Here is a 25,818-nt window from a genome sequence, read left to right on the forward strand (position 1 = left end):
CCTAATAATTCTCTTAATTATGTTGAATTTTTATAATATGCGGAGCATACTCGCCATCATGTTGATTAGTTAAAAAATTATTACTATTGTTACGGTGGTTTTTGTGAGCGATACTCCTTTATTAGATAATATTTCATCTCCGGCGGATATTCGTGGCTTTAGTGATGAGCAGTTAGTTTCTCTGGCTGACGAGCTAAGAAGAGAGACGATTAACATAGTCTCCAAAACCGGTGGACATCTTGGTGCTGGTCTTGGAGTGGTTGAGCTAACAGTAGCGCTTCATCATGTATTTAATACCCCTGAGGATTTGCTTATTTGGGACGTTGGGCATCAATCTTACCCTCATAAGATACTCACTGGCAGAAGAGAGAGGATGCACACTTTACGTCAAGAAGGTGGTGTTTCCGGTTTTTGTAAACGCAGTGAGAGTGAATATGATTCTTTTGGTGCCGGTCACAGCTCAACTTCCATCTCCGCCGGTCTTGGCATGGCGGTTGCCCGTGACTTAAAGGGTGATGATAATGAGGTGATAGCGGTTATCGGCGATGGGGCGATGAGCGCGGGAATGGCTTTTGAGGCGATGAATAACGCCGGAAGTCTGGGGTCACGATTAATAGTAATTCTCAATGATAATGATATGTCAATCGCGCCTCCGGTGGGAGCGATGAGTGCTTACCTGGCAAAGCTGATTTCCTCGCACCCGTACCATACTCTGAGGCATATCGGCAAGTCGGTCGCCAGTAAATTCCCTGAACCGCTGTTGCGGATGGCACGAAGAGCCGAGCATTTGGCGCGGGACATTGCGGTTGGTGGGACTCTTTTTGAACAGCTTGGTTTTTATTATGTGGGACCTGTGGATGGTCATAATATGGCACATTTGCTGCCGGTTCTTCGTAACATTAAAAAAGAAAAAGATAGCAGCCCTATATTACTGCATGTCGTAACCCGCAAAGGGCACGGATATAATCCGGCGGAAAAGTCCGATGATAAATATCATGGTGTGTCAAGCTTTGATGTGCGGACCGGCGCGCAGAAAAAGGCGCTAGCGAATGCTCCGTCTTATACGAAAATTTTCGCGGGAAGTCTTATAGCGGAGGCGAAGAAGGATGACAAAATAGTTGGAATTACCGCCGCTATGCCGGATGGAACGGGTCTGGATTTGTTCGCGAAAGAATTTCCTGAGCGGATGTTTGATGTAGGAATCGCCGAGCAGCACGCTGTTACTTTCGCCGCTGGTCTTGCCACACAGGGTTATAAGCCATTTTGTGCTATTTACTCAACATTCCTCCAGCGTGCTTACGATCAGGTGGTGCATGATGTGGCTATTCAAAAACTCCCAGTTCGTTTTGCCATAGATAGAGCGGGTTTAGTTGGAGCGGATGGCGCGACCCACGCCGGAACATTTGATATAACGTATCTTGCTAGCCTTCCGAATTTTATAGTAATGGCACCAAGTGATGAGGCTGAGCTTAAAAATATGGTAACCACAATGACAACGATTGACTACGCTCCAAGCGCGGTTCGCTATCCACGTGGTGAGGGAGTTGGTGTTAATTTGCCAGAAGAAGGTACTGTTCTTGAGATAGGTAAAGGGCGTGTGGTACGAAAAAGTGAAGTGCCAAGAGTAGCGATACTTTCGCTTGGTACAAGACTTCAGGAATCATTGAAAGCCGCCACCATTATTGAGGATAATGGTATAGGGGTAACAGTCGCTGACGCTCGTTTCGTAAAGCCGTTGGATAAAGAGCTTGTGCGTGATTTAATAGCGGATCATGAGTTGCTGATAACGGTAGAGGAGGGAGCGATTGGTGGGTTTGCCTCTCATGTCCTTGATTTTGCCGCCCGTAGCGACCTGCTTGATAAGGGCTGTAAGATTATACCGTTATATCTGCCGGATATATTTATAGATCATGGGAAACCAAATGATATGTATGATAAAGCTGGTCTTAACGCCAAACAGATAGTGAGCCAAGTTCTGGAGGTGATAGTTCCTTTTAAGGAGCGTAAAGTTGTTCCAGTTTAGGTTTATACCGTATAGCGAACAAGACAATTTTATTTCGTAGGAAAAACAAAGTTAAGTTGCTAATTTAATCTTGCGAATGCAGTTAAATTCCTTATACTAGCCACACAGCGATTAGAAACCGCTATAACCGGTATCACTCCCGACAGAGTGATTTTTTGTGCCCATAATTTATGGCAATTTTCTTTACGTCGGGAGTGCGGGAAATATAATACCCGAAAGGGAAATACTCGCATCACGAGTTATACGTGGTTTCTAACTCCTGACACTTGGAAAGGGAAAGAACCATGCATTATAGTGCTAATTTACTTCGCCAATTGCGTTTAAGAATTGGTAATAATATCCACCATTATCGTATTAGGCAAAAAATGCCGCTACGCAAACTGTCTTGTCTGTCTGGTGTGTCAGAAAATTTATTAGATTGCTATGAACTCGGTAAATATGAAATAAGCTTAGCCGACTTGCTGAAAATATCTTGCGCTCTTAAGGTGGATTTTAATGACTTAATGCTATGTAAGTAAAACTAAATGGTATTGTTAGATGATTAATAAGATTATGAAAGTTAAAGATAGAAGTATGTTTTTTAATGGAAAAACCTATCGTTGTGCCATCGGTAAAAACGGTTTTTCTAAAAATAAACAAGAAGGTGACAATCGTACTCCGCTTGGCGTTTTCCCGCTGTGTGAGTTATGGTATCGGGCGGATAAAATAAGCGCGCCAACAACCCATCTGCCACTAAAAATTATTACACAAAATGACGGTTGGTGCGATGATGTAAACTCGCCGGATTATAATAATCACGTAAAATTGCCGTTTGAATTTTCTCATGAAAAACTCTGGCGTGAGGATGATGTATATGATCTTATAATTCCACTTGGCTATAATGATTCACCAATAGTTAGGGGCAAGGGCAGCGCGATATTTGTGCATATCGCGAAACCAGATTATTCGGGAACAGAAGGTTGCGTCGCGCTTGCTAAAGAGGATTTGCTAGAGATATTGCCTTATTTGTCTACAAAAACCTGTATTGAAATAAGAGAATGATAGGTTTTAGCTTGCAGTTTTCTAATATGATAGGTAGTTTCCGAACATATTTCATTTTTAGTTTTTAATATAATAAAGGAAAAAATATGAGCAACAACGCTACAGCCGCTAAAGAAAATTTCACCGATTATAAAGTAAAAGATATATCTCTTGCTAAGTGGGGACGTAGCGAGATTTCACTAGCTGAGACTGAGATGCCGGGTCTTATGGCGATTCGTGGTGAGTACGCCGCTTCCCAGCCACTTAAGGGTGCGCGCGTTGCTGGCTGTTTGCATATGACTATCCAAACCGCTGTTCTTATTGAGACTCTTACCGCTCTTGGCGCGACCGTGCGTTGGAGTAGTTGCAATATTTTCTCAACTCAGGATCAAGCGGCGGCGGCGATTGCCGCAAGTGGCGTTCCCGTATTCGCTTGGAAAGGTGAGACTGACGAGGAATATGAGTGGTGTATTGAGCAAACTATTAAAAGTGCTGATGGCTGGGTTCCTAATATGATCCTTGATGATGGAGGGGACCTTACCAAGATCATGCATGATAAATATCCTGAGATACTAGCGGAAGTAAAAGGTATATCGGAGGAAACAACTACCGGTGTTCATCGTTTGTACGAAATGATGAAGACTAGAGAACTAAAAGTTCCGGCCATTGACGTAAATAATTCCGTTACCAAATCAAAATTTGATAATCTTTACGGTTGCCGTGAGTCGCTTCCTGATGGGCTTAAACGTGCGACCGATATTATGCTTGCTGGTAAAATAGCGGTAGTAGCTGGCTATGGTGATGTTGGTAAAGGTTGCGCTCATTCGCTAAGAGGGCAAGGAGCAAGGGTTATCGTAACTGAGATTGATCCGATATGCGCCCTTCAGGCCTCCATGGAGGGATACGAGGTGACAACTATGGAGGATGCCGCCGCGCGTGGCGATATTTTCGTAACCGCTACCGGAAATGTGGATATAGTTACTATTGAGCACATGCGGGCGATGAAAGATCGGGCGATAGTGTGCAATATCGGACATTTTGATAATGAGATACAAATAGAAGCTCTAAGCAATATGAAATGGGAAGAGATAAAGCCACAAGTTGATGAGGTAACTTTTCCCGACGGTAAGCGTATTATCGTACTTGCTAAAGGTCGTTTGGTAAATCTTGGCTGCGCTACTGGGCATCCAAGTTTTGTAATGAGTACTTCTTTTTCTAATCAGGTTCTGGCGCAAATTGAATTGTGGAAAAATCATTCTAAATACGAAAATAAAGTATATGTGCTGCCAAAACATTTGGATGAGAAAGTAGCCGCTCTCCATCTTGAAAAGCTTGGTGTAAAACTTTCTAAGCTTAGCGAGAAGCAGGCTAAATACCTAAATGTCCCACAAGCCGGACCATTTAAGCCAGATGGTTATCGTTATTAGATAGTATAAAATCCTCACATATTTATGTGGGGATTTTTTTTAGAATGTTTTATGTGCTCACCGCTCTGGTGGTTTGTTTTTGCTGTTCTGCTTTTTGCGTGCTTCATTATCGGTATGGTTTTCGCTTGGTTGATTTATATTATAACCTTTATTAGTAAACCTCTCAGGGTGTAGCAATTTGTCGGTTTCAGTTTTTTTAGTTTATAAAAATATATTTTTGTAATTTACGACTTAGATGCTAGCATAGTTTTGTTTGATTTAATGTGAAGTTTTCTTTACAGTATATCTTAATGTATAGCGTATTATTTTATAAGAGAAATTATTAGTGCGTAGATTTAGTTCAGCGATAAAATCAGCTTTATTTGGTGGCAGTGATGATAAACGTGAAGATTCTTTGGGAGATGTTCACGATGACAATCCGGCTGAAAATACGAACAGACTAAAGCTGGAGAATGAACGGCTCAAAATGGAGCTTAAAAAAATCTCCACTCTGCTTAACATGTCGCCATACCCAATCTGGCAACGTAATTCTGATCTTGATATAGAATTTTATAATCTGGCTTATGGCGAGGCGGTTGAGGATCTACTTGATGATGAAAGTATTGATACCGTACCCGAACTTGACCGTCATTCCAAAAATCTAGCACAGCAGGCGAATAAGCAAGCTTCTGAGGCTACAGAAAGAAGGCATATAATAGTTGGTGGTGAAAGAAAACTTTACGGTATTACCGAGTTTCCCATACCGGAAGAGGGTATTACCGCTGGTTTTGCGATTGATTATAGCGAGCTTGATACGCTTAAGGAGGATGTATCACGTCATATATTAGCGCAGAAGAATCTTATGGAGATTTCCGCGAATGCTATGGCGGTTTATGGAGCGGACAGGCGCATTAAAAGTTTTAACAACGCCTTTGTGGCGTTATGGAAATTGGATGAAATGTGGCTTGATTCCGAGCCAACCTATAGTGAGATTTTAGAAACTCTCTACGAAAAGCGCCGTTTGCCCGAACAGGCTAATTTCAAGATGTTCAAAGATCAGCAAATAAAATTATTTACTGAACTGTTAGAACCAAAGGAAGAATTTTTCTATTTGCCGGACGGCAAAGCGCTTAGGGTAATCGCGATACCACACGCTCTTGGTGGTATATTATTCGCCTATGAGGACGTTACAGACCGACTTGCCCTTGAGCGCTCCTACAATACTCTTATCGCTGTTCAGAGAGAAACCCTTGATAATCTGCATGAGGGACTTGCCGTGTTCGGAGAGGATGGTAGGCTTAAGCTGAGTAACCCTAATTATTTGGCTATTTGGAATCTGGAGCAAGAGTTTGTAGACTCCGAGCCACACGTAAGTGAGTTGCTGGAGAAATATCGGGTATTTATAGATGATGAGGATATAGATAATTTTAGAAAACAGAATATTGATGAATTACAAATACGGGAATTTATCACCAGCCGTATAGAACGCAGTGATGGTAAGGTTATTGATTGGCGCAAAGTCCCGCTTCCTGATGGCGCGACGCTGATAACTTATTTGGACGCGACTGATTCTACATTAGTGGAAAGATCGCTGCGTGAGCGAAATGAGGCGTTGCAAGAAGCCGATAAATTAAAGACAGAGTTCTTAGCTAATGTTTCTTATGAGCTGCGTTCACCGCTTACTTCTATCAGTGGCTTTTCTGAAATGCTGAAGCAAGAGTATTTTGGGACGCTCTCCAAGAAACAGAGAGAATATGTGGAGAATATCCATAATTCATCAAAACATCTTATGGGGCTAATTAATGATATTTTAGACCTAGCGGGAATTGAAGCGGGGTATATGCGTCTTGATGTTTCCGACTTTGATATTTCTATTATGATGAAGTCGGTTCTTACTCTTATAACTGAACGTAGCAAAGAATTTTCTATCAATATAGATTTTGACTGTCCAGCCGATATAGGTGCGATGAATGGTGATGAGACTCGTATTAAACAGATATTGTTTAATTTGCTTTCAAACGCTTTAAGATACTCTAAAGAGGGAGGTTCTGTTGGCTTTGGAGCGCGGGAGATGGGTAGTGGCGAAATAATGCTATGGGTTGAGGATGATGGGCAAGGTATTCCAGAATCCGAGCAGGAAGTGGTATTTAGTAAATTCTATAAAGGTAGAAAAAAAGATGCGGATAAGAAAAAATCCGCCAGATCACGTGATGGATCCGGCACTGGGCTGGGGCTGCCAATAGTTAAAAGCTTTGTTGAATTACATGGAGGAAGAGTGATTCTCGCCTCTGAGGTAGGAAAAGGCGCGCGTTTTGAGTGTTATTTGCCTCGTAATAACCCAGAATTAAAAAATGTAGCGAAATTAAAAAAATAGTAGTAAAAGCTGTTAAATATTAATATAAATACACTTATTTCTTTAATTTTTGTAAGATATGGTTTTTATATGACGGATAATAAAAAGCCCTTGATATTGGTTATTGATGATTGGGCGGATGCTAAGAAAGTGACTGCCAATATAGCAGGACTTGCGGATAAACTTGGTTTTAACGCTAGTGAAATAGCATCTCAGATAAAAGTAATAACCAACGCTGATGAGGCGCTTGCTTTTATAAAACAAGCAAAACAGGATAATCAGCCAATAGCCGCCGCTTTTACCGATAATAAAATGCAAGGTGTGGATCGTGGTGTGGAAATAGCAAAATCTCTAAAAACAAATAACCCTGATACTCAGGTAGTTTGGATTAGTAGCAATAGACCAAATATTCCTGAAGCAATAAAATTAGTATCTGAAGGAAAATTTAGCGCTAATGATGATCTAATGTTCTCAAAGTCTGACTCTAGCGGAGTGTTCAAAAGCGCTATATTGGTTAAGAATGAACATGATGATCCGTTAGTTGAGGTTATGGAGTATAATAAGCAAATAAGAGAGATATTAGTGCCAGTCTTCAGACAGGCGTTTGAACAGATAACACGGCGGAGCCCATCAGTAAATACTGGCACTATTACGAATAGCGGGCAGGCAGAAATAAAATATAGTGCGGTACACAAATGATATATGGATAATATCTATTATGAGTGAAACTAAAAAACCGATAATATTAGTGGTAGATGATGTTGCTAAAGAAGATCACGTTGTCAATAATATCAGCTGTCTAGCTGGTAGTATGGGATATGACGCTGAGCGAATTAAATCACAAGTAAAAGTAATAACAGATGGTAAGGAAGCACTTAATTTTATAGGGCAGGCGAAGAGTGATAATCAGCCGATAGCAGCCGCTTTTGTGGATGACCAAATGCAAGCAGGAAATTACGGTTTTAAGCTTGCTAAAGCAGTAAAAGAAAGCAACCCTGACTCTTCTGTGGTGTGGATTAGCACACTTTCTCTTCATGAAGCCGTAGCTAGCGCGTTAAAAGAAAATGAATTATTCAAAGCTGATGATAAATTGATGTTTAATGATAATATAATGTTTGGCGGTATGGTAAAACATTATTTATTGAAAAAGGATTTGTCACCTGTGATAAATAATAAAGATAACGATATAGGGCAAGCTCTAAAACCAGTTTTTGAGCAGGCTTTTAGTAGGATAACAAATAAAACACCATCTGGGAATGTGGATGGTGTTAATTCCTCAAAAGGTAAGGGTAGGAGTAAATAATATGTTACGTTCCGTATTTTAATATGAACAAAAACCGATATATACTTACCCTTTCTTGCCCTGATGTGCGTGGAATTGTCGCTAGCGTTAGTGGGTTTCTCGCTGAAAATGGCGGGTTTATTATAGAGTCAGCGCAGTTTGGTGATGCCTCAACAGGTCAGTTTTTCCTCAGGATAGAGTTCTTACTTGAAAAAGATAGTCAGAGTTTTGACGAACTAAAAAACTTGTTCGCGGCTAAGGTGGCGGATAGTTTTTCTATGGATTGGGAAATAGTTCCTAAAGATAGGAAAAGTCGTGTACTTATCATGGTATCAAAATTTGGTCATTGTTTGAATGATTTGTTGTATAGGCATAAAACCGGACAGCTAGCGATTGATATACCAGCCATAGTTTCTAATCACACAGACTTACAGCATGTAGCGAGGTGGCATGATATAGCTTTCTACCATCTACCGATCGGCGCTGATAATAAAGAACAACAGGAAGCAGACATATTGAATCTGGTGGATAAACATAATATTGATGTGGTGGTGCTCGCTCGCTATATGCAGATTTTATCCGCTGACTTTTGCGCTAAGATGAAAGGCAGGGTCATAAATATCCATCATTCATTCCTGCCGAGCTTTAAGGGAGCGAAGCCTTACCAACAAGCTTTTGATCGTGGTGTAAAGCTTATTGGAGCGACCGCTCATTATGTAACGGAGGATCTTGATGAGGGACCAATCATTGAGCAAGAGGTAGCGCGAGTTGACCATACTAGTAATCCAGAGGATTTGGCAGCCATCGGGCATGACACTGAGTCAATTACTCTAGCGCGCGCCCTGCGTTATCACACTGAGCACAGAGTATTATTAAACGGCAAAAAAACAGTGATATTTAGGTAGGAACAAATGACAGGAAATATAAAAGATTTGCGTGGCGATTCAGAGATTACTGATATTATAAAACGCGCGCTTGCTGAGGATATTGGCACAGGTGACATAACTTCTAGTTTGCTTATTCCTGAGGATAAAAAAGCGAAAATGAAATTTGTGGCAAGACAGGATATGGTGACCTGCGGATTACCACTTATTGGTGAGGTCTATTCACAGATAGACAAGGATATTTCGGTAGCGGTAAAGGTGATGGAAGGTAAAAAAGTACAAGCTGGTACTGTGCTTGCTATAATTAAAGGCAGTGCTAGGTCTTTACTTGCTGGTGAGCGGGTAGCGCTTAATATTATTCAGCGTATGTGCGGAGTGGCTACTCTTACTGACAAATACGTGGAAGCTGTCATGGGCACTAAGGCTATAATCCTTGATACCAGAAAAACTATGGTAAATTTGCGGGTTTTAGATAAATACGCAACCAGTGTTGGTGGTGCGCGAAATCATCGTGTGCGACTTGATGATATGATTCTAATAAAAGACAATCACATAGCTCTTAGCGGTGGTGTAAAGCAGGCGGTTAAGACAGCAAAGTCTGGAGCTGGGGATCTAAAGATAATTGTTGAATGTGATACCATAGAACAAGTAAAAGATGCCGCTGAGACAGAAGCTAACCGTATAATGTTGGATAATATGGATGTTGACACGCTGCGTAAAGCGGTGGAGATAGTCGCCGGTAAAATTCCGCTAGAAGCTTCCGGTGGAGTAGATCTTAATAACATAGCCGAGATAGCGAAAACTGGAGTTGATTATATATCGGTCGGGGCGATTACCCATTCGGCACCAGCTGTTGATATAGGCGCGGACATAGATCTGACATCAGGTGGTGGTCTGCTTTCCTCACTAGCTTTCTGGAGAAAATAATTATATACTAGCTTTGGGTAAGAATTATCCAAAACTAGTATGAAAACCTTATCCGAAAGATAAGGTTTCCCACTATGAAGTAAGCGTAAAATTAAATAAAAATATGTAATATTTTTATTTGTGATGACTATAGTTTTATCCAGATGACTAGAAAAAAAAAGAAAAAATATAATACTATCTATTGTAAAGAGCCGATATTAAGCCTCAGGCAGTATTATCATCTCGCTATATGGTTGCCTATTGTTGTTCCTCTGTTGTTATGGGCTATTGGTATGCGTCCGGTAAATCAAGAGTTATTTCAGACTGGAAATTCCTCAACGTTTTTTTATCTGGTAGTGTTTGGAGTTATTCAATATTTCATATTCGCCTGCTGGAGTATCTTCAAATATCGTGGGGCAAGCGCCCTTGAGCTCAAAAAAGTGGCTTTTGCCGCTCCAATAGCCTTTGTTCCTTATTACGCTTTTGGTTTTTTGATAATTTATACTATAGCTAATTTTGATCTGCCAGGATTTCCGGTTTTTCTGGTGGTTATACTGCTTTCTGTGGTTTGTTTGCCGGTTGGTTATTTATATGTTGGGCTTTCCAAAATAATCCAGATGATTTTAGAAAGAACTGGTGTTATTAATCAGGAAAGCTTTTATTAAAATCAAATGACTACAAAAACTCCCATCAAAATTGTTATGACGATCTATTTTGGGCAGATGGTTATTTACCATAAACGGAATATACTTAAAAATGAACATATATAAAAAAATTAATGATGATGTAAAAAACGCTATCGTTAAACTGCAAAAGGAAAAAACCATTCCTGAGGATTTGGTAACTGATAAGGTTGACGTTGTTCCCAGCAAAGACATAGCGCATGGTGAGTTAGCTACCAACGTAGCTATGGTGCTTGCCGCTCAGGTAGGTAAAAAACCACGTGAGCTTGCGGAATTATTTGTGTCTGAATTAAAAAATATTCCAGAAATAGAGAAGTTAGATATAGCCGGAGCTGGTTTTATCAACATGACTTTGCGTATGGATGTATGGCAAAAACAGCTTACCTATATCATAGAAAGTGCCGCTACATATGGTAGTTCTGATATTGGGAATGGACGAAAGGTAAATGTGGAATATGTATCCGCCAATCCAACAGGACCAATGCATGTAGGGCACGGTAGAGGGGCAGTTTTTGGTGACGCTTTAAGCTCTCTTCTGCAAAAAGCTGGTTATGATATTACCAGAGAATATTATATAAATGACGCTGGCGCGCAGATAGATAAATTAGCTGATTCGGTTTTCCTGCGTTATCGTGAGGTATGCGGGGAAGATATAGGAGAAATTCCCGAAGGTATGTATCCGGGTGAATATTTGATTGGAATTGCCGAAGGCGTAAAAAATAAGTATGGTAGTGAGTTGCTTAATAAAAGCCGTGATGAGTGGCTGGATCCGGTAAAAGAATATACCATAGGCGCGATAATGGAAATAATCAAAGATGATTTAGCGGCTCTCGGTATAAAGCATGATGTTTTTTCCTCAGAGAAAGCACTTACCAAAGCCGGAAAAGTAGAAGAGGCACTATCACTTCTTACGGAAAAAGGTCTCATATATGAAGGTGTGCTAGAGCCACCAAAAGGAAAAACACCAGATGATTGGGAGGAGCGTCCACAAACTTTATTTAAGGCTACTCAGTTTGGTGATGATTGCGACCGCGCGCTTAAAAAATCAGATGGTAACTGGACTTATCTTGCTCCTGATATAGCTTATCATTTTGATAAATGTCGGCGTGGTTTTGATTGGCTTATAAATATTTTTGGCGCGGATCATGGTGGATATATTAAAAGACTTAAGGCGGCGGTAAGCGCTTTTTCTGACAATAAGGTAACGATAGATATAAAGCTTTGCCAACTTGTAAAGTTTTTAAGAGATGGCAATCCAATGAAAATGTCAAAGCGCGCTGGAACTTTTGTCACAGTGCGTGAGGTAGTGGACGAGGTTGGTAAAGATGTTTTTCGTTTTATAATGCTTACCCGCAAGAATGACGCGCATCTTGATTTTGACCTTGCTAAGGTTATGGAGCAGTCAAAAGATAATCCGGTATTTTATGTTCAGTACGCTCACGCTCGTACCCGCTCTATATACCGCAATAGTCTTGCTGAACTTCCTGAGGCGGTGGAGCTTGCCGGAAATCCAAATGATAAAATTTTAAGTAGGTTGTCACATCCAAAGGAAATAGAGATAATTCGTATGATGAGTAATTGGCCAAGAATAATTGAGTCATCAGCTCATGCTTTAGAGCCACATCGCATAGCATTTTACTTACAAGATTTGGCAGCGAGTTTTCATTCTTTATGGAATCTTGGAAATAGTGATAATGATTTACGTTTTATTATTAAAGATGATATAGAACTTACAGCAGCGAGAATCGTTCTTGCCCGTAGCCTATCAATTGTGATAGCTTCCGGTCTTATAGTACTGGGTGTAGAACCAGCAGAGGAGATGCGGTGATGAGTGAAAATGATGACTATCTGGAACATGAAAGTAAAATATCAAAATGGATTCCGCCACTTGTTTTAATAAGTGCCATAGTGGGCTTTGTTTGCCTTGCTTGGTATGCCTATGATATAGGAAAACAATCCGCCACTGAGGAGGATTTGTTGGTTATAGAAGCATCAGACGAGCCAATAAAGGAAGTGCCGTTAGACCCAGGTGGCATGAAATTCCCTAATCAGGATAAAACAGTGTTTGATACTTTCTCTAAAGATAATACGACAGCGAAAGTAGAGCGTATTATGCCACCTCCAGAGGAGCCGGTAAGCAAAAAGGAAATATTAGATACCATATCTTCTAAGCCTGTTGATGATTCCTCTAAAGACAAAGTTATTGATGAGGTTAGCGATAAAATAGAGTTCGTGGATAAAAAATCTGACGATATAGCTGATAAGGTAAAAATTGATAAGGAAGAGCCAGCGAAGCAAGTCGTAGAAAAGAAGGTAGAGAAATTACTTAACACTGGAAAAGAACAGATTCAGCTAGGAGCTTATACCAGCAAAGCCGAAGCGGTTAGTGCTTGGAAAAAAATTAGCGGTAAATTCTCATCACTAAAAAAATACTCACCTGTTTATATGGCGGTGAATGTGAAGGGTAAAACCTTGTATCGTTTGCGAGTTAAAGGATTTCCTAACAAGAATGAGGCTTCTTATTTTTGTAGGACATTATCCAAAAAAGGACAGCCTTGTTTTTACGTGAAATAATACAGTAAACCAACTATATATGAGCCTTTCTTCAGTAATTTTTGGTCTGTCCGGTACTTCTCTAACGCCGGATGAGATAAGTTTTTTTTCAGAAATAAAACCGTTTGGTTATATTCTGTTCACAAGAAATTGTGATGACGAACGGCAGATAAGAGAGCTAACTGACCAGTTGCGAGAGCTATCAGGACGTGATGATCTGCCGATACTAATAGATCAGGAAGGCGGCAGGGTAGCACGTCTTAAACCACCGTGTTTCCCAGAATTTCCACCAGCCAGCAAATTCGCTCTTATGGCAGAAAAAAATATTGGGGAAGCAGAGAAAGCGACTTACGAAAACGCTAAAAAAATAGCGGAACTCCTATTATCTCTAGGTATAACCGTAAATTGCGCTCCAGTCGCTGATATTCCGGCGGAAGGCGCTCACGATATTATCGGTGATAGAGCCTTTGGGAAAAATCATGAGCAGGTGATAAAACTAGCGAAAGCTCAGGCGCACGGACTGATGGATGGTGGAGTGGTGCCTATAATAAAACACATACCAGGTCATGGACGAGCGTTTTCTGACAGTCACCATGAATTGCCAGTAGTTGATACTAATATAGATATACTTCGTCAGTCAGATTTTATGCCGTTTAAGGCTTTGTCCTATCTTCCAGCGGCAATGACCGCTCATATTTTATATAGTGATATTGATAGCGAGAATATCGCCACTACCTCAGAAAAAATAATAAGTATGATCCGTAGTGAAATAGGGTTTGATGGGTTGCTGATGTCTGATGATCTATCTATGAAAGCTATGCGTGGCGATTTTTCTGAGCGGACAAGAAACGCGCTTGCTGCTGGATGCGACGTTGTCCTGCATTGTAACGGCGATATGGAAGAAATGAAAATGGTAGCGAAAGAACTACGACCACTTTCCGGTAAATCGCTAGAAAGAGCGGAAAATATGGTTGATGTCGCTAATAAAAAAACTAAGGCATGAGCATAACGCCAACAATCCCCTCTCCCTTTGGGAGAGGGCTAGGGTGAGGGGGTTTTTATGTTATCTCATTTGACTATAAAAGTCTTTATCAGTTTAATAATTTTTTCTTTTATATCTTCCTTATTCTTATTAGATGGCAATCTATAACGTACGTAAATATTATCATTCACCTTTACGGTTTGTTGCAAGTATCCATTGTTTAGAACATTCTTATTATTTGAGTTAACACTCTTAAAAGTTGGTATTTCTATAGGTGTACCATCAGCATATTCTAGCTTTGGTTTTATATATTTCTCGTCTGTAATATATTCATATTTCTTACACGTTTTGTATTTTTCGCTTATATATGTATCTTGTGTTTCTTTTAAGAATATACTGCAATAATTCTCTAATGCTTTTTTGTTTATAATCTCTATACTTATTATTTTGTCTTTTAACTCTTTAATAAGTTCACCTGCGGGAGGAGGTGTAGGTAAAGGAGGAGGACACACTTCATTTTTTTTGAGTAATTCCTCACATTTTTTTGAGTCATCTTTTAAGATAGCCTCATATTCATCAGTCAATTTTTTCTTTTTTTCCTTTGAGTATGGCTTGAATATTTTTATATTCTCTACATCCATATAATCTATAAAAAATCCTTTATAATCCTGTTCTATTTTTTCTTTGTATTTTATTGCTGGCTCAATATTAGGATATGTCACATACACCGAACTATTAAAAATGGTTCTATAGTAATTATCATATGGCGAATATACTAAGTATTTTTCTGGTATGCGAAGAAATATTTCGCTGCTACTTACCTCCACGAGTTTATCGCTGTCATTTATCCTTGTAATTTGCATCATAGGAACGTATCCAAACGCAATCTCTGGGAATATGAGCATAAATATAAAAAAACATTTTTTCAGCATACTATAATTACCCATCTATCTTTTCAATAACCGTAATCTCAAAGCGTTTAGTTTGATAAATCCGGCGGCATCTTTCTGATCATAAGCTCCGGCGTCATCCTCAAAAGTCACGTGTTTTTCACTATATAGTGATTTTTCTGACTTACGACCATCAACAGACACGCTACCTTTATAAAGTTTCAGGCGGACAGTGCCGCTTACATTATCCTGTGACTTATCAATCAAAGCTTGCAGCATTTCTCGCTCAGGACTCCACCAGTAACCATTATAAATAAGCTCGGCGTAACGTGGCATTATCTCATCTTTAAGATGAGCGGCTCCTCTGTCCAGTGTCAGACTTTCAATAGCCCGATGAGCGGCAAGCAGGATAGTGCCACCCGGTGTCTCATAGATCCCTCGTGATTTCATCCCGACATAACGGTTTTCAACCAGGTCAAGCCTACCTATACCGTTTTCACCACCTAGCCTGTTTAGTTCTGTAAGCAAAGTTGCCGGTGACATTTTTTTACCATTAACAGCGACAGCATCGCCACGCGCGAATTCTACCTCAATAAATGTTGGGTTATCAGGAGCGTTTTCCGGTGATACGGAACGCAGGAACATATCCTCATGCGGTGCCTGCCATGGATCTTCCAGTATTTTTCCCTCATAAGAAATATGCAACAAATTCGCATCAGTTGAATAGGGGGCTTCACCTCGCTTATCCTTAGTGATAGGTATCTGGTGTTTTTCCGCGTATTCAATCAGTTTAGTGCGGCTGGTTAAATCCCACTGCCGCCATGGGGCGATAACTTTAATGTCAGGTTTTAGGGCATAATAGCCAAGCTCAAAACGTACCTGATCATTACCCTTACCAGTCGCACCATGCGCTACCGCGTCAGCTCCGGTTTTTATGGCTATATCAATTTGTTTTTTAGAGATAAGCGGACGAGCGATGGACGTTCCCAGCAGATACACACCCTCATAAACCGTATTAGCGCGGAACATAGGAAATACATAGTCACGGACAAATTCCTCACGCAGATCCTCAATGAATATTTCTTTAGCGCCCATCATCTCAGCTTTTTTACGGGCAGGCTCAACCTCCTCGCCCTGACCAAGATCGGCAGTGAATGTTACAACCTCACAGCCATATTCTTCTTGCAGCCATTTAAGGATAATTGAGGTGTCCAGCCCGCCGGAATAGGCAAGCACCACTTTTTTTATTTTTTGTGTCATGGAATGTCCTGAATTAACAATTATTGCCAATATTTAATGTCAGGAAACTATATCAACACTTGAAAAAGCGCAAGAGATACTGTTTGTTATTGAAAGCTGGGGCATTATATGGTACATTAGGGTGATTAATATGATATAATAAATGATAAAATCTTTTGAACATAAAGGGTTACGAAAATTCTGGGAGACAGGTTCTACCGCTGGTATTCAGAATTCTCACTCCGGGAAGTTACGTCTTATTTTACAAAGGATTGATGCTGCTTATAAAGTGCAGGATGTTAATTTTCATGGAGCTAGGCTTCACCAATTAAAAGGTAATATGAAGTCTTTATGGTCAGTTACCGTAAATGGTAATTGGCGTATTACTTTTAGGTTTGAGGATGGGAACGCTTACATAGTAAATTATGTTGATTATCATTAAATATTAAAGGATTAAAAATGGTCACAAGACAATATAACCCGCCACACCCCGGAGAAATCCTATGGGAGCTTGATATGCGACCTTCTGGTCTTACCATAAAAGAAGTAGCTGATAGATTAGGAGTTGACCGTAAAACTGTATCACGTATCGTAAATGGTCATACTGGAATATCACCGGAAATGGCTATATTACTTGGTAGAGCTTTTAATACTAGTCCTGAGTTGTGGATTAATATGCAGCGTAATTATGATCTATGGCATGCTGGTAGGAGAATAAAGAAAAAAATTAGTAATATAAAACCATTTTTTATAGAAAATACTGTTCATTCAATCTGACAAGTTGTAGCTATATAGTTAGTTGTAAATAATTGTTCATATATTTTTATCATTCTACTGGTTGCTTACTGGTCGTGTCGAAGCTCAAAGGTCATAGGATGAGGAGCGACAGAGGTGATAAAAACGTATAAATGTCGTTTGTAATTATTCTTAGTTTTGATAACGCTTGAAAAAGCGCAAGGAATATAGCTATATATGTCGCTATGAAAGAAGCCGCTAAAGAAATACCTAAAGAAAAGGAAAATACAGATTTTCTGCCTTCCGCTAGCCTGTCTTCTTTGCGTAGGCGCACAGTGGTAAGTGTTCTGCGCGCGTGGAGGGAGATAGAAGGGCTAGCACGCCACGTGGTTTCTCACGATATACGTCCATCCGTGCCGAAAGAAGATGGTGATCTGCTTCTTGAGCAGATGCGCCAATGTCTAAATAGCAAAGGAGGGGAGGTTACGGCAAGAGCGCATACTGCCGATCTGGGTCGGATATATCTAAAACTTAATGAAACCGGACGGGTAAAATTCCTTAAAATGCTCGCTGAGGAGTTCGCGCCTGACACCAGCAAAATAGAAGAGCTTTGCGCTAGCTATAAATCTGGCTCTAGCGACAGTGAGAAACTATCTGTAGAGATCGCCATGCGTAAGGCTCTAATCACGCCAAGAAGCATAATATTACGCCAATTTACTGACTTGCCTGATGGTTTTCAATTTTTGATTAATATGAGATCTGACCTGCTGCCGATAATAGGTGATGATGTCGCCCTTAAAGGCTTAGAGTATGATTTGAAATCCATATTATTCTCATGGTTTGATATTGGTTTGCTTGATATGCGGGAGATTACTTGGCAATCACCGGCGGCTCTTCTTGAGAAGTTGATTGAGTACGAGGCAGTACATAGGGTTTCCTCATGGGATGATCTTAAAAATCGTCTTGATTCTGATCGGCGAGTTTTCGCGTTTTTCCATAATAAAATGCCACTTGAGCCACTAATCTTTGTCCATGTGGCTTTGGTTAAAGGTATGAGTAATAATATTCAGAAATTATTGGATCAAACAGATCCCGTAACCGATAATAAAGAAGCTGACACCGCGATTTTCTATTCAATATCAAACGCTCAAAAAGGGCTTGTTGGGATTAGCTTTGGCAATTTTTTGATTAAACGAGTAGTTGGTAAACTATCATTAGAGCTTAAAAATATCAAGACGTTCGCTACGTTGTCACCTATTCCAAATTTTCGTAATTGGTTAAGTAAAGAACTTGAGAAAACTGATAGTAAATTGTTGGGTAAAGAGGAGAGAGATACTCTGCAATCTCTTGGTAAGGAATGGTATAAAGACAAGAAACTCCCAGAGGAATTAAAGCCGTTATTACTTCGCCTATGCGCTCATTATCTAATGAATGAAAAGAGAAAAGACAGACCTCTTGATCCGGTATGTAACTTTCATCTTTCTAATGGCGCTAGGCTTGAGCGGATAAATTGGCTTGCTGATATATCTGAAAAAGGTCTCAGGCAGTCAGCCGGAATGATGGTTAATTACTATTACAAATTATCTGATATAGACGATAATCATGAGGCATTTATGAGCAAGGGTAAGGTAGTCGCGTCAAAAAGTGTGAAGGGTTTGCTCTAGTTTTTTGTTCCTAGTTAATCAAAAATTAGTTGCGATATTGCTGTTGAATAGATAGACAATTACCTATATGTTATCTCCTCATATCATGCTAATACCGTCTAAAAATAAATTATAAAAAAGGTAAAATAAATGGCTTCAGAAAAATCACAAAATATTCAGGACGTATTTCTTAACACATTGCGTAAGAAACGCGTTCCTGTTACGGTTTTTCTGTCTAACGGTGTAAAATTACAAGGAAATATTACAGCGTTTGATAATTTTTCAGTGCTACTTCGTAGAGGCGCTCAGGTACAACTTGTCTACAAACATACGATAGCGACTATAGTTCCCGCTGGTGCTGTGGTTCTTCATGAGGAAGAAGTTAAGGAATCAGTCTCTGTGCCTATGAGTGCGCAAGAATTTGAAATGGCATAGATTTGTTGAGGGGATTTTAATATAGTGTACCTTGATGATTCTTATAATGATTCACGAGGAAATGGGATAAGTACTGACGCTCCAGCCAGTGGAGTATTTATCATACATCCCGTATTCAAACAAAAATCCTCAGCGCAAAACAGAACTATATCATCATGTCTTGAAGAGGCTCTCGGTCTTGCCAACGCTATAGATTTAGAGGTAGTGGAAAATATTCCGGTAAATATTCCTGAAATTAAACCAGCGACATTGTTCGGTAGCGGTAAGGTTAATGAGTTAAGAGGATATATCAAAAACAGTGATGTATCGCTGGTTATAGTAAATAGCAAACTCACCCCGATACAGCAGAGAAATCTGGAAAAGCAGTGGGATTGCAAAGTAATTGACCGAACTGCTCTTATTCTTGAGATATTCGGCGCGCGTGCCAGAACTCATGAGGGAAAATTACAGGTAGAGCTTGCCGCTCTTAATTATCAGAAGAGTAGATTAGTACGCTCATGGACTCACTTGGAAAGGCAGCGCGGCGGTTTTGGATTTATGGGAGGTCCCGGTGAATCACAGATTGAGATTGATCGTAGGCTTATCAGCGATGAAATCGCTAAACTTAAAAAACAACTTGAACAAGTAAAACGTACTAGAAACTTACACCGGAAAAACCGTAGGTCAGTTCCTTTTCCGATAGTCGCTCTTCTTGGCTATACCAACGCTGGAAAATCAACATTATTTAATTATCTAACCGGCGCGAAAGTTATGGCTCAGGACAAGCTGTTCGCCACACTTGACCCAACTATGCGCGCTCTTGAGCTTCCTTCAGGTGGTAAGATAATTATATCGGATACTGTTGGTTTTGTATCAGACTTACCAACTGAATTGGTAGCGGCTTTTAGCGCCACTTTGGAGGATGTTTTAGAAGCTGATATATTGCTACATGTTCGTGATATTTCACATACGGATACCGTTGCCCAAAAAGAAGATGTGGAGCAAGTAATAAGAAAATTATTTAATAGCGATAGCCTGCCGGATAATTTAATTGAGGTATGTAATAAAATTGATAATATCAATTTTGAAGGCAGTGATTACGGTGATATAAAAAACGAAGGTGGTAGAGTTTATATATCAGCCAAAACCGGTGAGGGGGTTAGTAATCTAGTAGAAACCATTGACAAAATGGTAAGTAGATTGTTTTTTCAGGAGGTAATCTACCATCTTAAAATGGATTACGGTAAAGTCTTATCGTGGCTTTACTCTAACGGTAAGGTTATTAAAAAAGATATTGTTGATGATGAGGAAATATTGGTAAAGGTGCAGCTATCCAAAGATAATATTAAGCGTTTTGAGTATAGATATGGTCAGATACCGGTTTGATTCGCGCATATCCTTCTGTCACGCTATTTTTTCGGTACGTGCGTTGTCTATAATATTTTTTATGGCGATAACTATCTTTTCTTTTTCAGCGTCCGCACAGCTTATGACCTTGCCGACGGTTACAGTAATGGCGGATAGCAATCTTGGTGTAGTCGTAGCAGAGATAGCTCGTGATTATTCAAAAGAAAATAATATTTCCGTAAATAATTCTTTTTTATCCCAAAACGCGCAACAAGAGCAGATAAATGAGGGGTCGGCCGCTGATATACTCATTACCGCTAAACAAGACTGGATTGAGGAATTGAAATCTCGTGGACTCATAGATATTTATTCACCAACAAACATAGCAAGTGATAAGCTGGTTCTCATTGGTCCTTCTAGCTCAAAAGTAGTATCAATGGGAGCTGGTAGGTTGCCGACTAACGCTATGATTGAGGAAAGTAGTGGTAATCCAATGTTCTTGCTAGGAAATCCTGAAAATTTGTTAGAGGGGGTTTATGGTAAGGAGTCAATGCGTAGTCTTGGCATCGCTTCTGATTTTGAACGCTACACTTTGTATATAAAAGATTTAGAGCAAATATTTGACATGGTAGCCAATCAGAATGCTTTCGCTATATGTTTTCACAGCTCCACCATCGGTAGAAAAGGTATAAGGATAATAGATTATATACCGGAGGTCGCTCATAAATCCATAGATTATTACGCGGTGGTGATAGCTGGCGATAATATGGATCAGGCAAGAAATTTTCTTAACTATCTTAAAAGTGATAAGGTAAAAAAGATATTCCGTAAATATGGATTTTTCACTAATTAAGAATCACGTTTCCTTTTTATTTCCTCGCCTACTGCTATACCTATATTTTCATAATCGCTGATATTTCCTTTCAGCTCAGCGGTATAATATTGGCTACCGTCAGGCTTTGCGAGCAAACCACGCATAAAAATATTATCTCCTTCAATAACAGCGTGTCCCGATATAGGAGTACGGCAGGAACCATCAAGAGTGGCAAGAAACGACCGCTCGCAGTTGGCCGCTATGGCACTGTTTGTATGATTAAGTGGGGCGAGCAAATCCAGAATTTTTGTATCATCACCGCGACATTCAACACCTACCACGCCCTGCGCTACCGCCGGAAGAAATTCATCTATATCAAGCGCACTTCCTACATCGCTTAGTTTTAGGCGGTTAAGTCCTGCTTGCGCTAACATAGTAGCGTCAGCCACTCCTTGTTTTAGTTTCTTTAATCTAGTCTCAACATTGCCACGAAACGACACTATATTTATATCAGGTCTTTTAATTTTGACCAAAGACGCGCGACGTAGGGATGACGTACCAAATACTGCGCCTTCCTTAAGGTCATTAAGGCTTTTTATATTCTCTGCGATTAGTACGTCACGTGGATCTTCCCGCTCAGTCATCGCGCCAATTATAAGCCCGTCTGGTAGTTTTGTTGGCATATCCTTCATTGAGTGAACTGCGATGTCCAAACTACCATCAAGTAAACCCTCCTCAATCTCTTTAGTAAATAATCCCTTGCCACCAATATCAGCGAGCGGTTTTTCAGTGAATTTATCGCCGCTGGTTGTGATAGGAACTATCTCCACTTGAATATTCGGATGGTACGACAACAGCATATCCCGTATCTGCGTTGCTTGTGCTATAGCAAGCGGGCTTTTTCTGGTGCCAAGCCTTATAATATTTGATTTTAAGCGTATGTTCATATAGCAACTCTATATAATAGATATGAATAATAATAAACGAATAAATATATGAAAATACTGGGAATTGAAACAAGCTGTGATGAGACTTCAGCGGCAGTGGTGACTGATGACAGAAATATATTGTCTAATATTGTATTATCGCAAAGAGAACATGAGGTTTACGGTGGCGTAGTACCAGAGATCGCCTCACGTGCACATATGGAGCATATTGAGGCGGTTATTAAAAAAGCTCTTGAGGAAGCCACCTGTGATTTATCCGAGTTAGACGCTATAGCGGTAACAGCGGGGCCGGGTCTTATCGGTGGAGTAATAGTCGGGGTGATGACCGCTAAGGCGATAGCGAGTGTTATAAAAAAACCGTTTGTGGCGGTAAATCATTTGGAAGGACACGCTCTTACAGTCCGTCTTAGTGATAATATAGATTTTCCATACCTTACATTGTTGGTATCTGGTGGGCATTGTCAGTTTTTAATAGTGGAGGGTGTTGGTGGGTATCAGATGCTTGGAAGCACACTTGATGACTCACTGGGTGAGGCTTATGATAAAACCGCTAAAATGCTCGGTCTTGGCTATCCGGGGGGAGCGGTGGTTGAAAGATACGCGAAAAATGGTGATGAGCTTGCTTATAAATTTCCGATTCCTTTGCAGGGTAGGGAAGGTTGTGATCTGTCATTTTCAGGACTTAAAACCGCTGTACGCCTTAAAATTGAGGAAATTAAAAAGAGTAGAGGAGAATTAAACGCTATTGATATAGCTGATATATGCGCTTCTTTTCAATATAGCGCTACTAAATCGCTGCTTGAGAAATCACAGTTCGCTGTTAACGAGTTTAAGAAAAAACATAAAAATGGAAAATATTTCGCTCTTACCGGAGGAGTCGCCGCTAATCAATATATCAGGGAAAAACTATCAGTTATACTTGAAGAAAATGGTCTCGTGCTTGTCGCTCCACCGGTAAAATTATGTAGTGATAACGCCGCTATGATCGCTTGGGCTGGTATTGAGAGGTTTAGGCTTGGCTTTAGCGATAATTTAGATTTTGAACCAAAAGCCAGATGGGCATTGTATTAGGAATTAAGAATGGAGAACACAAGAAGCACGACCAGCAGGTCGTGCCAGCCCTGCCTGTCCGCCGAAGCTCAAAGAACGTAGGAGGAAGCTGTATCCCATGCGAAAGACAGTAGTCTTTCACGGGGATTAAACAAAAAGATCCCTAATCCACAAACGGATCTCTTACCAGTATTGTATCCTCCCGCTTAGGGCTGGTAGAAAGTAGCGCTACCGGACATTCTATTAGCTCTTCAATCCGGCGTATATATTTTATCGCCTGCGCTGGAAGCTCCGCCCAGCTTTGCTTGCCACCTGTCGTTTCGCTCCAACCTTCCATTTCTTCATATACCGGTTCTATTTCCGCCTGTATCTTGCTGGATGCGGGCAGATAGTCATATATTTTTCCGTTATGTTTGTAGCCTACGCATATTTTTATCTTCTCAAAACCATCAAGAACGTCAAGTTTAGTAAGAGCGATACCAGTTATTCCGGCGATTCTTACAGTCTGGCGCACTAGGGTCGCGTCAAACCAGCCGCAACGCCTGCTCCTGCCAGTAACCGTTCCAAACTCATGACCAACTCTGCCTAAAGTTTGACCTATTTCATCATTAAGCTCCGTTGGAAAAGGACCACTACCAACACGGGTAGTATAGGCTTTGGTAATGCCAAGCACATAACCAATAGCGTTCATTCCAATTCCAGCGCCAGTAGTCGCCGCTCCCGCTAGAGTGTTTGATGAGGTGACATAAGGGTAAGTACCATAATCAACGTCAAGCAACGCTCCTTGCGCCCCTTCAAATAATATACGTTTGCCATCACGGCGCAACTGATGCAGCAATAACCAGACTGGTGTTGAGAATTCCAGTATTTTCGGCGCTATATCAAGCAGAGGTTTTAGTATCTCATCTATTGTTACGGGCTCTTTACCAGCGTTATTTAAGAATATATTATGGTAGTTAAGTAGGTTTTCTATTTTTTCTTTAAGGCTTTCTGTATCCGATAGGTCACAGACACGTATCGCTCGTCTTCCTACCTTATCCTCATAGGCTGGTCCTATGCCACGTCCGGTAGTTCCTATTTTACTCTTACCACGACCAATTTCCGCCGCCTGATCAGCTATTTGATGAATAGGTAGAATTAATGGCGCGTTTTCCGCTATACGTAAATTATCAGCGTTTATCTCTACACCAAGATTTCCAATCGTCTCAATCTCTTTAAGCAATGCGAAAGGATCTATTACCACGCCATTGCCGATGATTGATAATTTGCCAGAACGCACTATCCCTGAGGGAAGTAGTGACAATTTATAGGTGACACCATCCACTACTAGCGTATGACCAGCATTGTGACCACCTTGAAAACGCACCACCACATCAGCGCGCTCAGACAGCCAGTCAACCACCTTGCCTTTGCCTTCATCGCCCCATTGCGAACCCATTACCACTACATTTGCCATTTACTATCTTTCTCTTTTATTGGTATTATTCTAAGATAACTCAACTATCTCGCCACTGGTGTAAATATAACCGCAACCAAGACGTTTCGCTTCATTTTTACAATTTCCATAGCCCTCAACAGCATGTATTAGCACAAACCCATCATTACGCAGTTTTTCAGTGCCTTCAGTGTCAATCCCCTCACTTATCAATATGCGCTTTTTCGCTGGGGGCTTTGGTAATATGTCAAGTAAGGTTTCCATATACAAGGTAAATCCGGTAGCCTCAATGTCAGACTCGGCGGTTGCCCCTTGTATCCTATATCTGCCACCACGCCCTACCTCATAAGTAACCCCGTCAACAAATATAGAAAATCCTATTCCCAAATGGTAATCCTCACTATAGCTTTCGGTAGCGTCTATAGTTATTTTTAGGTCATCTCCACCATGTTTTTTCAGTATATCAATTACCTGACGCAGATCAGCGCATTCACGGCGCGCGCTATCCGGTAGGTCAAGGCGTTCTATATTGGGTAGCATAGTTTCCGCCGCTCCAATATTGCGCAATAGACCGATAAGAGTTTCCTGATAAGTAAACTGGATGTTACTTACAGAAGATATATCTTTACGCGCGACCGCCGCTAGCAACTCTTGCAGTTTTTCCTCATCAAATTTCTCGGTTCTAAGCAGTGAGCTTACGATTCCCGGAAGGTTCAAATCAAGGGAAATGTTGCTTATACCAACCGCTTGTAACGCTTTTACCATTATCAGTATAACCTCAGCGTCGGCTCCCGCTTTTGCCGCTCCGATAAGCTCTATACCCACCTGATGTAGCTGCCTATTATTCTTTGTTCTTTCACCACGCATTTTTAGTATGGAATCGCTATAACAAAGCCTAAGCGGACGTGGAAGCTGTTTAAGTCGGGTCATCGCTATGCGTGCGACTTGTGGAGTTATGTCTGACCTTATTCCCATGAACTTATGAGAAATCGGATCCATCACTCGAAAGATTTGTTGGCTTAACATTCTTCCTCTGCCTTCAAGCAGGCTCTCACTATATTCCATCAAAGATGGAGCTATTTGCTCATAACCAAAACTCTCAAATAAAGATAACATCTTATAAGCAAGCTCGGTTTTCTGTCCTGCCTGTGGTGGCAACAAGTCATAACAACCGGGAGGTAATAGGGATTTAGTCATTTGCGTTTATTTATC

General features: G+C 40.5%; 25 protein-coding genes. 20 read left to right on the forward strand and 5 right to left on the reverse strand.

Annotated elements, in window-relative coordinates; genetic code table 11:
* The first annotated feature begins 103 nt into the window (after positions 1-103).
* From dxs to nagZ, 13 genes are all read left to right on the forward strand, one after another.
* Complete coding sequence (gene dxs / locus R3D71_03360) at positions 104-2,023, forward strand: 1-deoxy-D-xylulose-5-phosphate synthase (protein ID MEZ5690689.1); 1,920 nt, start codon at positions 104-106, stop codon at positions 2,021-2,023.
* 284 nt (positions 2,024-2,307) lie between these two features.
* A complete protein-coding gene (locus tag R3D71_03365; GenBank protein MEZ5690690.1) occupies positions 2,308-2,541 on the forward strand; it encodes a helix-turn-helix transcriptional regulator in 234 nt (77 codons plus the stop codon).
* Between the two features lie 19 nt (positions 2,542-2,560).
* On the forward strand, positions 2,561-3,064 hold the full coding sequence (locus R3D71_03370; protein MEZ5690691.1) for a L,D-transpeptidase family protein: 504 nt from the start codon (positions 2,561-2,563) through the stop codon (positions 3,062-3,064).
* Positions 3,065-3,150: 86 nt separating this feature from the next.
* A complete protein-coding gene (gene ahcY / locus R3D71_03375; GenBank protein ID MEZ5690692.1) occupies positions 3,151-4,470 on the forward strand; it encodes an adenosylhomocysteinase in 1,320 nt (439 codons plus the stop codon).
* A gap of 325 nt (positions 4,471-4,795) precedes the next feature.
* Positions 4,796-6,823, forward strand: a complete 2,028-nt coding sequence (locus R3D71_03380) for an ATP-binding protein (GenBank protein ID MEZ5690693.1) — start codon at positions 4,796-4,798, stop codon at positions 6,821-6,823.
* Between the two features lie 69 nt (positions 6,824-6,892).
* A complete protein-coding gene (locus R3D71_03385; protein ID MEZ5690694.1) occupies positions 6,893-7,501 on the forward strand; it encodes a hypothetical protein in 609 nt (202 codons plus the stop codon).
* A 19-nt stretch (positions 7,502-7,520) separates the two neighbouring features.
* A complete protein-coding gene (locus R3D71_03390; GenBank protein ID MEZ5690695.1) occupies positions 7,521-8,105 on the forward strand; it encodes a hypothetical protein in 585 nt (194 codons plus the stop codon).
* Between the two features lie 23 nt (positions 8,106-8,128).
* Complete coding sequence (gene purU, locus R3D71_03395; protein MEZ5690696.1) at positions 8,129-8,989, forward strand: formyltetrahydrofolate deformylase; 861 nt, start codon at positions 8,129-8,131, stop codon at positions 8,987-8,989.
* Between the two features lie 6 nt (positions 8,990-8,995).
* The gene (gene nadC, locus R3D71_03400) at positions 8,996-9,895 is read left to right on the forward strand and encodes a carboxylating nicotinate-nucleotide diphosphorylase (GenBank protein MEZ5690697.1); all 900 of its coding nucleotides are present in this window, start codon (positions 8,996-8,998) and stop codon (positions 9,893-9,895) included.
* Between the two features lie 143 nt (positions 9,896-10,038).
* Positions 10,039-10,539: a hypothetical protein gene (locus R3D71_03405; GenBank protein ID MEZ5690698.1), complete on the forward strand. Its 501-nt coding sequence runs from the start codon at positions 10,039-10,041 to the stop codon at positions 10,537-10,539.
* A 91-nt stretch (positions 10,540-10,630) separates the two neighbouring features.
* The gene (gene argS / locus R3D71_03410) at positions 10,631-12,385 is read left to right on the forward strand and encodes an arginine--tRNA ligase (protein ID MEZ5690699.1); all 1,755 of its coding nucleotides are present in this window, start codon (positions 10,631-10,633) and stop codon (positions 12,383-12,385) included.
* On the forward strand, positions 12,385-13,131 hold the full coding sequence (locus R3D71_03415) for an SPOR domain-containing protein (GenBank protein ID MEZ5690700.1): 747 nt from the start codon (positions 12,385-12,387) through the stop codon (positions 13,129-13,131). The genes argS and R3D71_03415 overlap by 1 nt, the downstream gene beginning before the upstream one ends.
* A 19-nt stretch (positions 13,132-13,150) precedes the next feature.
* On the forward strand, positions 13,151-14,113 hold the full coding sequence (nagZ, locus tag R3D71_03420) for a beta-N-acetylhexosaminidase (GenBank protein ID MEZ5690701.1): 963 nt from the start codon (positions 13,151-13,153) through the stop codon (positions 14,111-14,113).
* A gap of 65 nt (positions 14,114-14,178) precedes the next feature.
* Here nagZ and R3D71_03425 read toward each other — a convergent pair whose 3' ends face one another.
* Together R3D71_03425 and R3D71_03430 are read right to left on the reverse strand one after the other, a co-directional pair.
* Complete coding sequence (locus R3D71_03425) at positions 14,179-14,958, reverse strand: hypothetical protein (protein ID MEZ5690702.1); 780 nt, start codon at positions 14,956-14,958, stop codon at positions 14,179-14,181.
* 81 nt (positions 14,959-15,039) lie between these two features.
* The gene (locus tag R3D71_03430) at positions 15,040-16,230 is read right to left on the reverse strand and encodes an argininosuccinate synthase (GenBank protein MEZ5690703.1); all 1,191 of its coding nucleotides are present in this window, start codon (positions 16,228-16,230) and stop codon (positions 15,040-15,042) included.
* Between the two features lie 154 nt (positions 16,231-16,384).
* Here R3D71_03430 and R3D71_03435 point away from each other — a divergent pair, with 154 nt between their 5' ends.
* The 6 genes from R3D71_03435 to modA all read left to right on the forward strand — a co-directional run bounded on the left by R3D71_03435 (position 16,385) and on the right by modA (position 21,213).
* On the forward strand, positions 16,385-16,663 hold the full coding sequence (locus R3D71_03435) for a type II toxin-antitoxin system RelE/ParE family toxin (GenBank protein ID MEZ5690704.1): 279 nt from the start codon (positions 16,385-16,387) through the stop codon (positions 16,661-16,663).
* Between the two features lie 17 nt (positions 16,664-16,680).
* The gene (locus R3D71_03440) at positions 16,681-16,998 is read left to right on the forward strand and encodes a HigA family addiction module antitoxin (protein MEZ5690705.1); all 318 of its coding nucleotides are present in this window, start codon (positions 16,681-16,683) and stop codon (positions 16,996-16,998) included.
* A 203-nt stretch (positions 16,999-17,201) separates the two neighbouring features.
* Positions 17,202-18,620 (forward strand): malonyl-CoA decarboxylase family protein, encoded by a 1,419-nt coding sequence (locus R3D71_03445; GenBank protein MEZ5690706.1) that lies wholly within the window; start codon positions 17,202-17,204, stop codon positions 18,618-18,620.
* A 129-nt stretch (positions 18,621-18,749) separates the two neighbouring features.
* Positions 18,750-19,034, forward strand: a complete 285-nt coding sequence (gene hfq, locus R3D71_03450; protein MEZ5690707.1) for an RNA chaperone Hfq — start codon at positions 18,750-18,752, stop codon at positions 19,032-19,034.
* A gap of 24 nt (positions 19,035-19,058) precedes the next feature.
* Positions 19,059-20,399, forward strand: coding sequence for a GTPase HflX (gene hflX / locus R3D71_03455; protein MEZ5690708.1), 1,341 nt, complete (start codon positions 19,059-19,061; stop codon positions 20,397-20,399).
* 61 nt (positions 20,400-20,460) lie between these two features.
* Positions 20,461-21,213 carry a molybdate ABC transporter substrate-binding protein gene (modA, locus tag R3D71_03460; protein MEZ5690709.1) on the forward strand — a complete coding sequence of 251 codons (753 nt, stop codon included), beginning with the start codon at positions 20,461-20,463 and terminating at the stop codon, positions 21,211-21,213.
* On the opposite strand, the gene hemC is transcribed toward modA, so the two are convergent.
* On the reverse strand, positions 21,210-22,121 hold the full coding sequence (gene hemC, locus R3D71_03465; protein ID MEZ5690710.1) for a hydroxymethylbilane synthase: 912 nt from the start codon (positions 22,119-22,121) through the stop codon (positions 21,210-21,212). The two genes, modA and hemC, sit on opposite strands and share 4 nt — an antisense overlap.
* 48 nt (positions 22,122-22,169) lie before the next feature.
* On the opposite strand from hemC, the gene tsaD reads away from it, so the two are divergent.
* Positions 22,170-23,192 carry a tRNA (adenosine(37)-N6)-threonylcarbamoyltransferase complex transferase subunit TsaD gene (tsaD, locus tag R3D71_03470; protein MEZ5690711.1) on the forward strand — a complete coding sequence of 341 codons (1,023 nt, stop codon included), beginning with the start codon at positions 22,170-22,172 and terminating at the stop codon, positions 23,190-23,192.
* A 142-nt stretch (positions 23,193-23,334) separates the two neighbouring features.
* Here tsaD and R3D71_03475 read toward each other — a convergent pair whose 3' ends face one another.
* Together R3D71_03475 and R3D71_03480 are read right to left on the reverse strand one after the other, a co-directional pair.
* On the reverse strand, positions 23,335-24,627 hold the full coding sequence (locus tag R3D71_03475) for an adenylosuccinate synthase (protein MEZ5690712.1): 1,293 nt from the start codon (positions 24,625-24,627) through the stop codon (positions 23,335-23,337).
* Positions 24,628-24,657: 30 nt separating this feature from the next.
* On the reverse strand, positions 24,658-25,803 hold the full coding sequence (locus tag R3D71_03480; GenBank protein MEZ5690713.1) for an ATP phosphoribosyltransferase regulatory subunit: 1,146 nt from the start codon (positions 25,801-25,803) through the stop codon (positions 24,658-24,660).
* Positions 25,804-25,818 lie beyond the last annotated feature (15 nt).

It is taken from the genome of Rickettsiales bacterium, from assembly GCA_041396965.1.
Taxonomy (GTDB): domain Bacteria; phylum Pseudomonadota; class Alphaproteobacteria; order Rickettsiales; family SXRF01; genus SXRF01.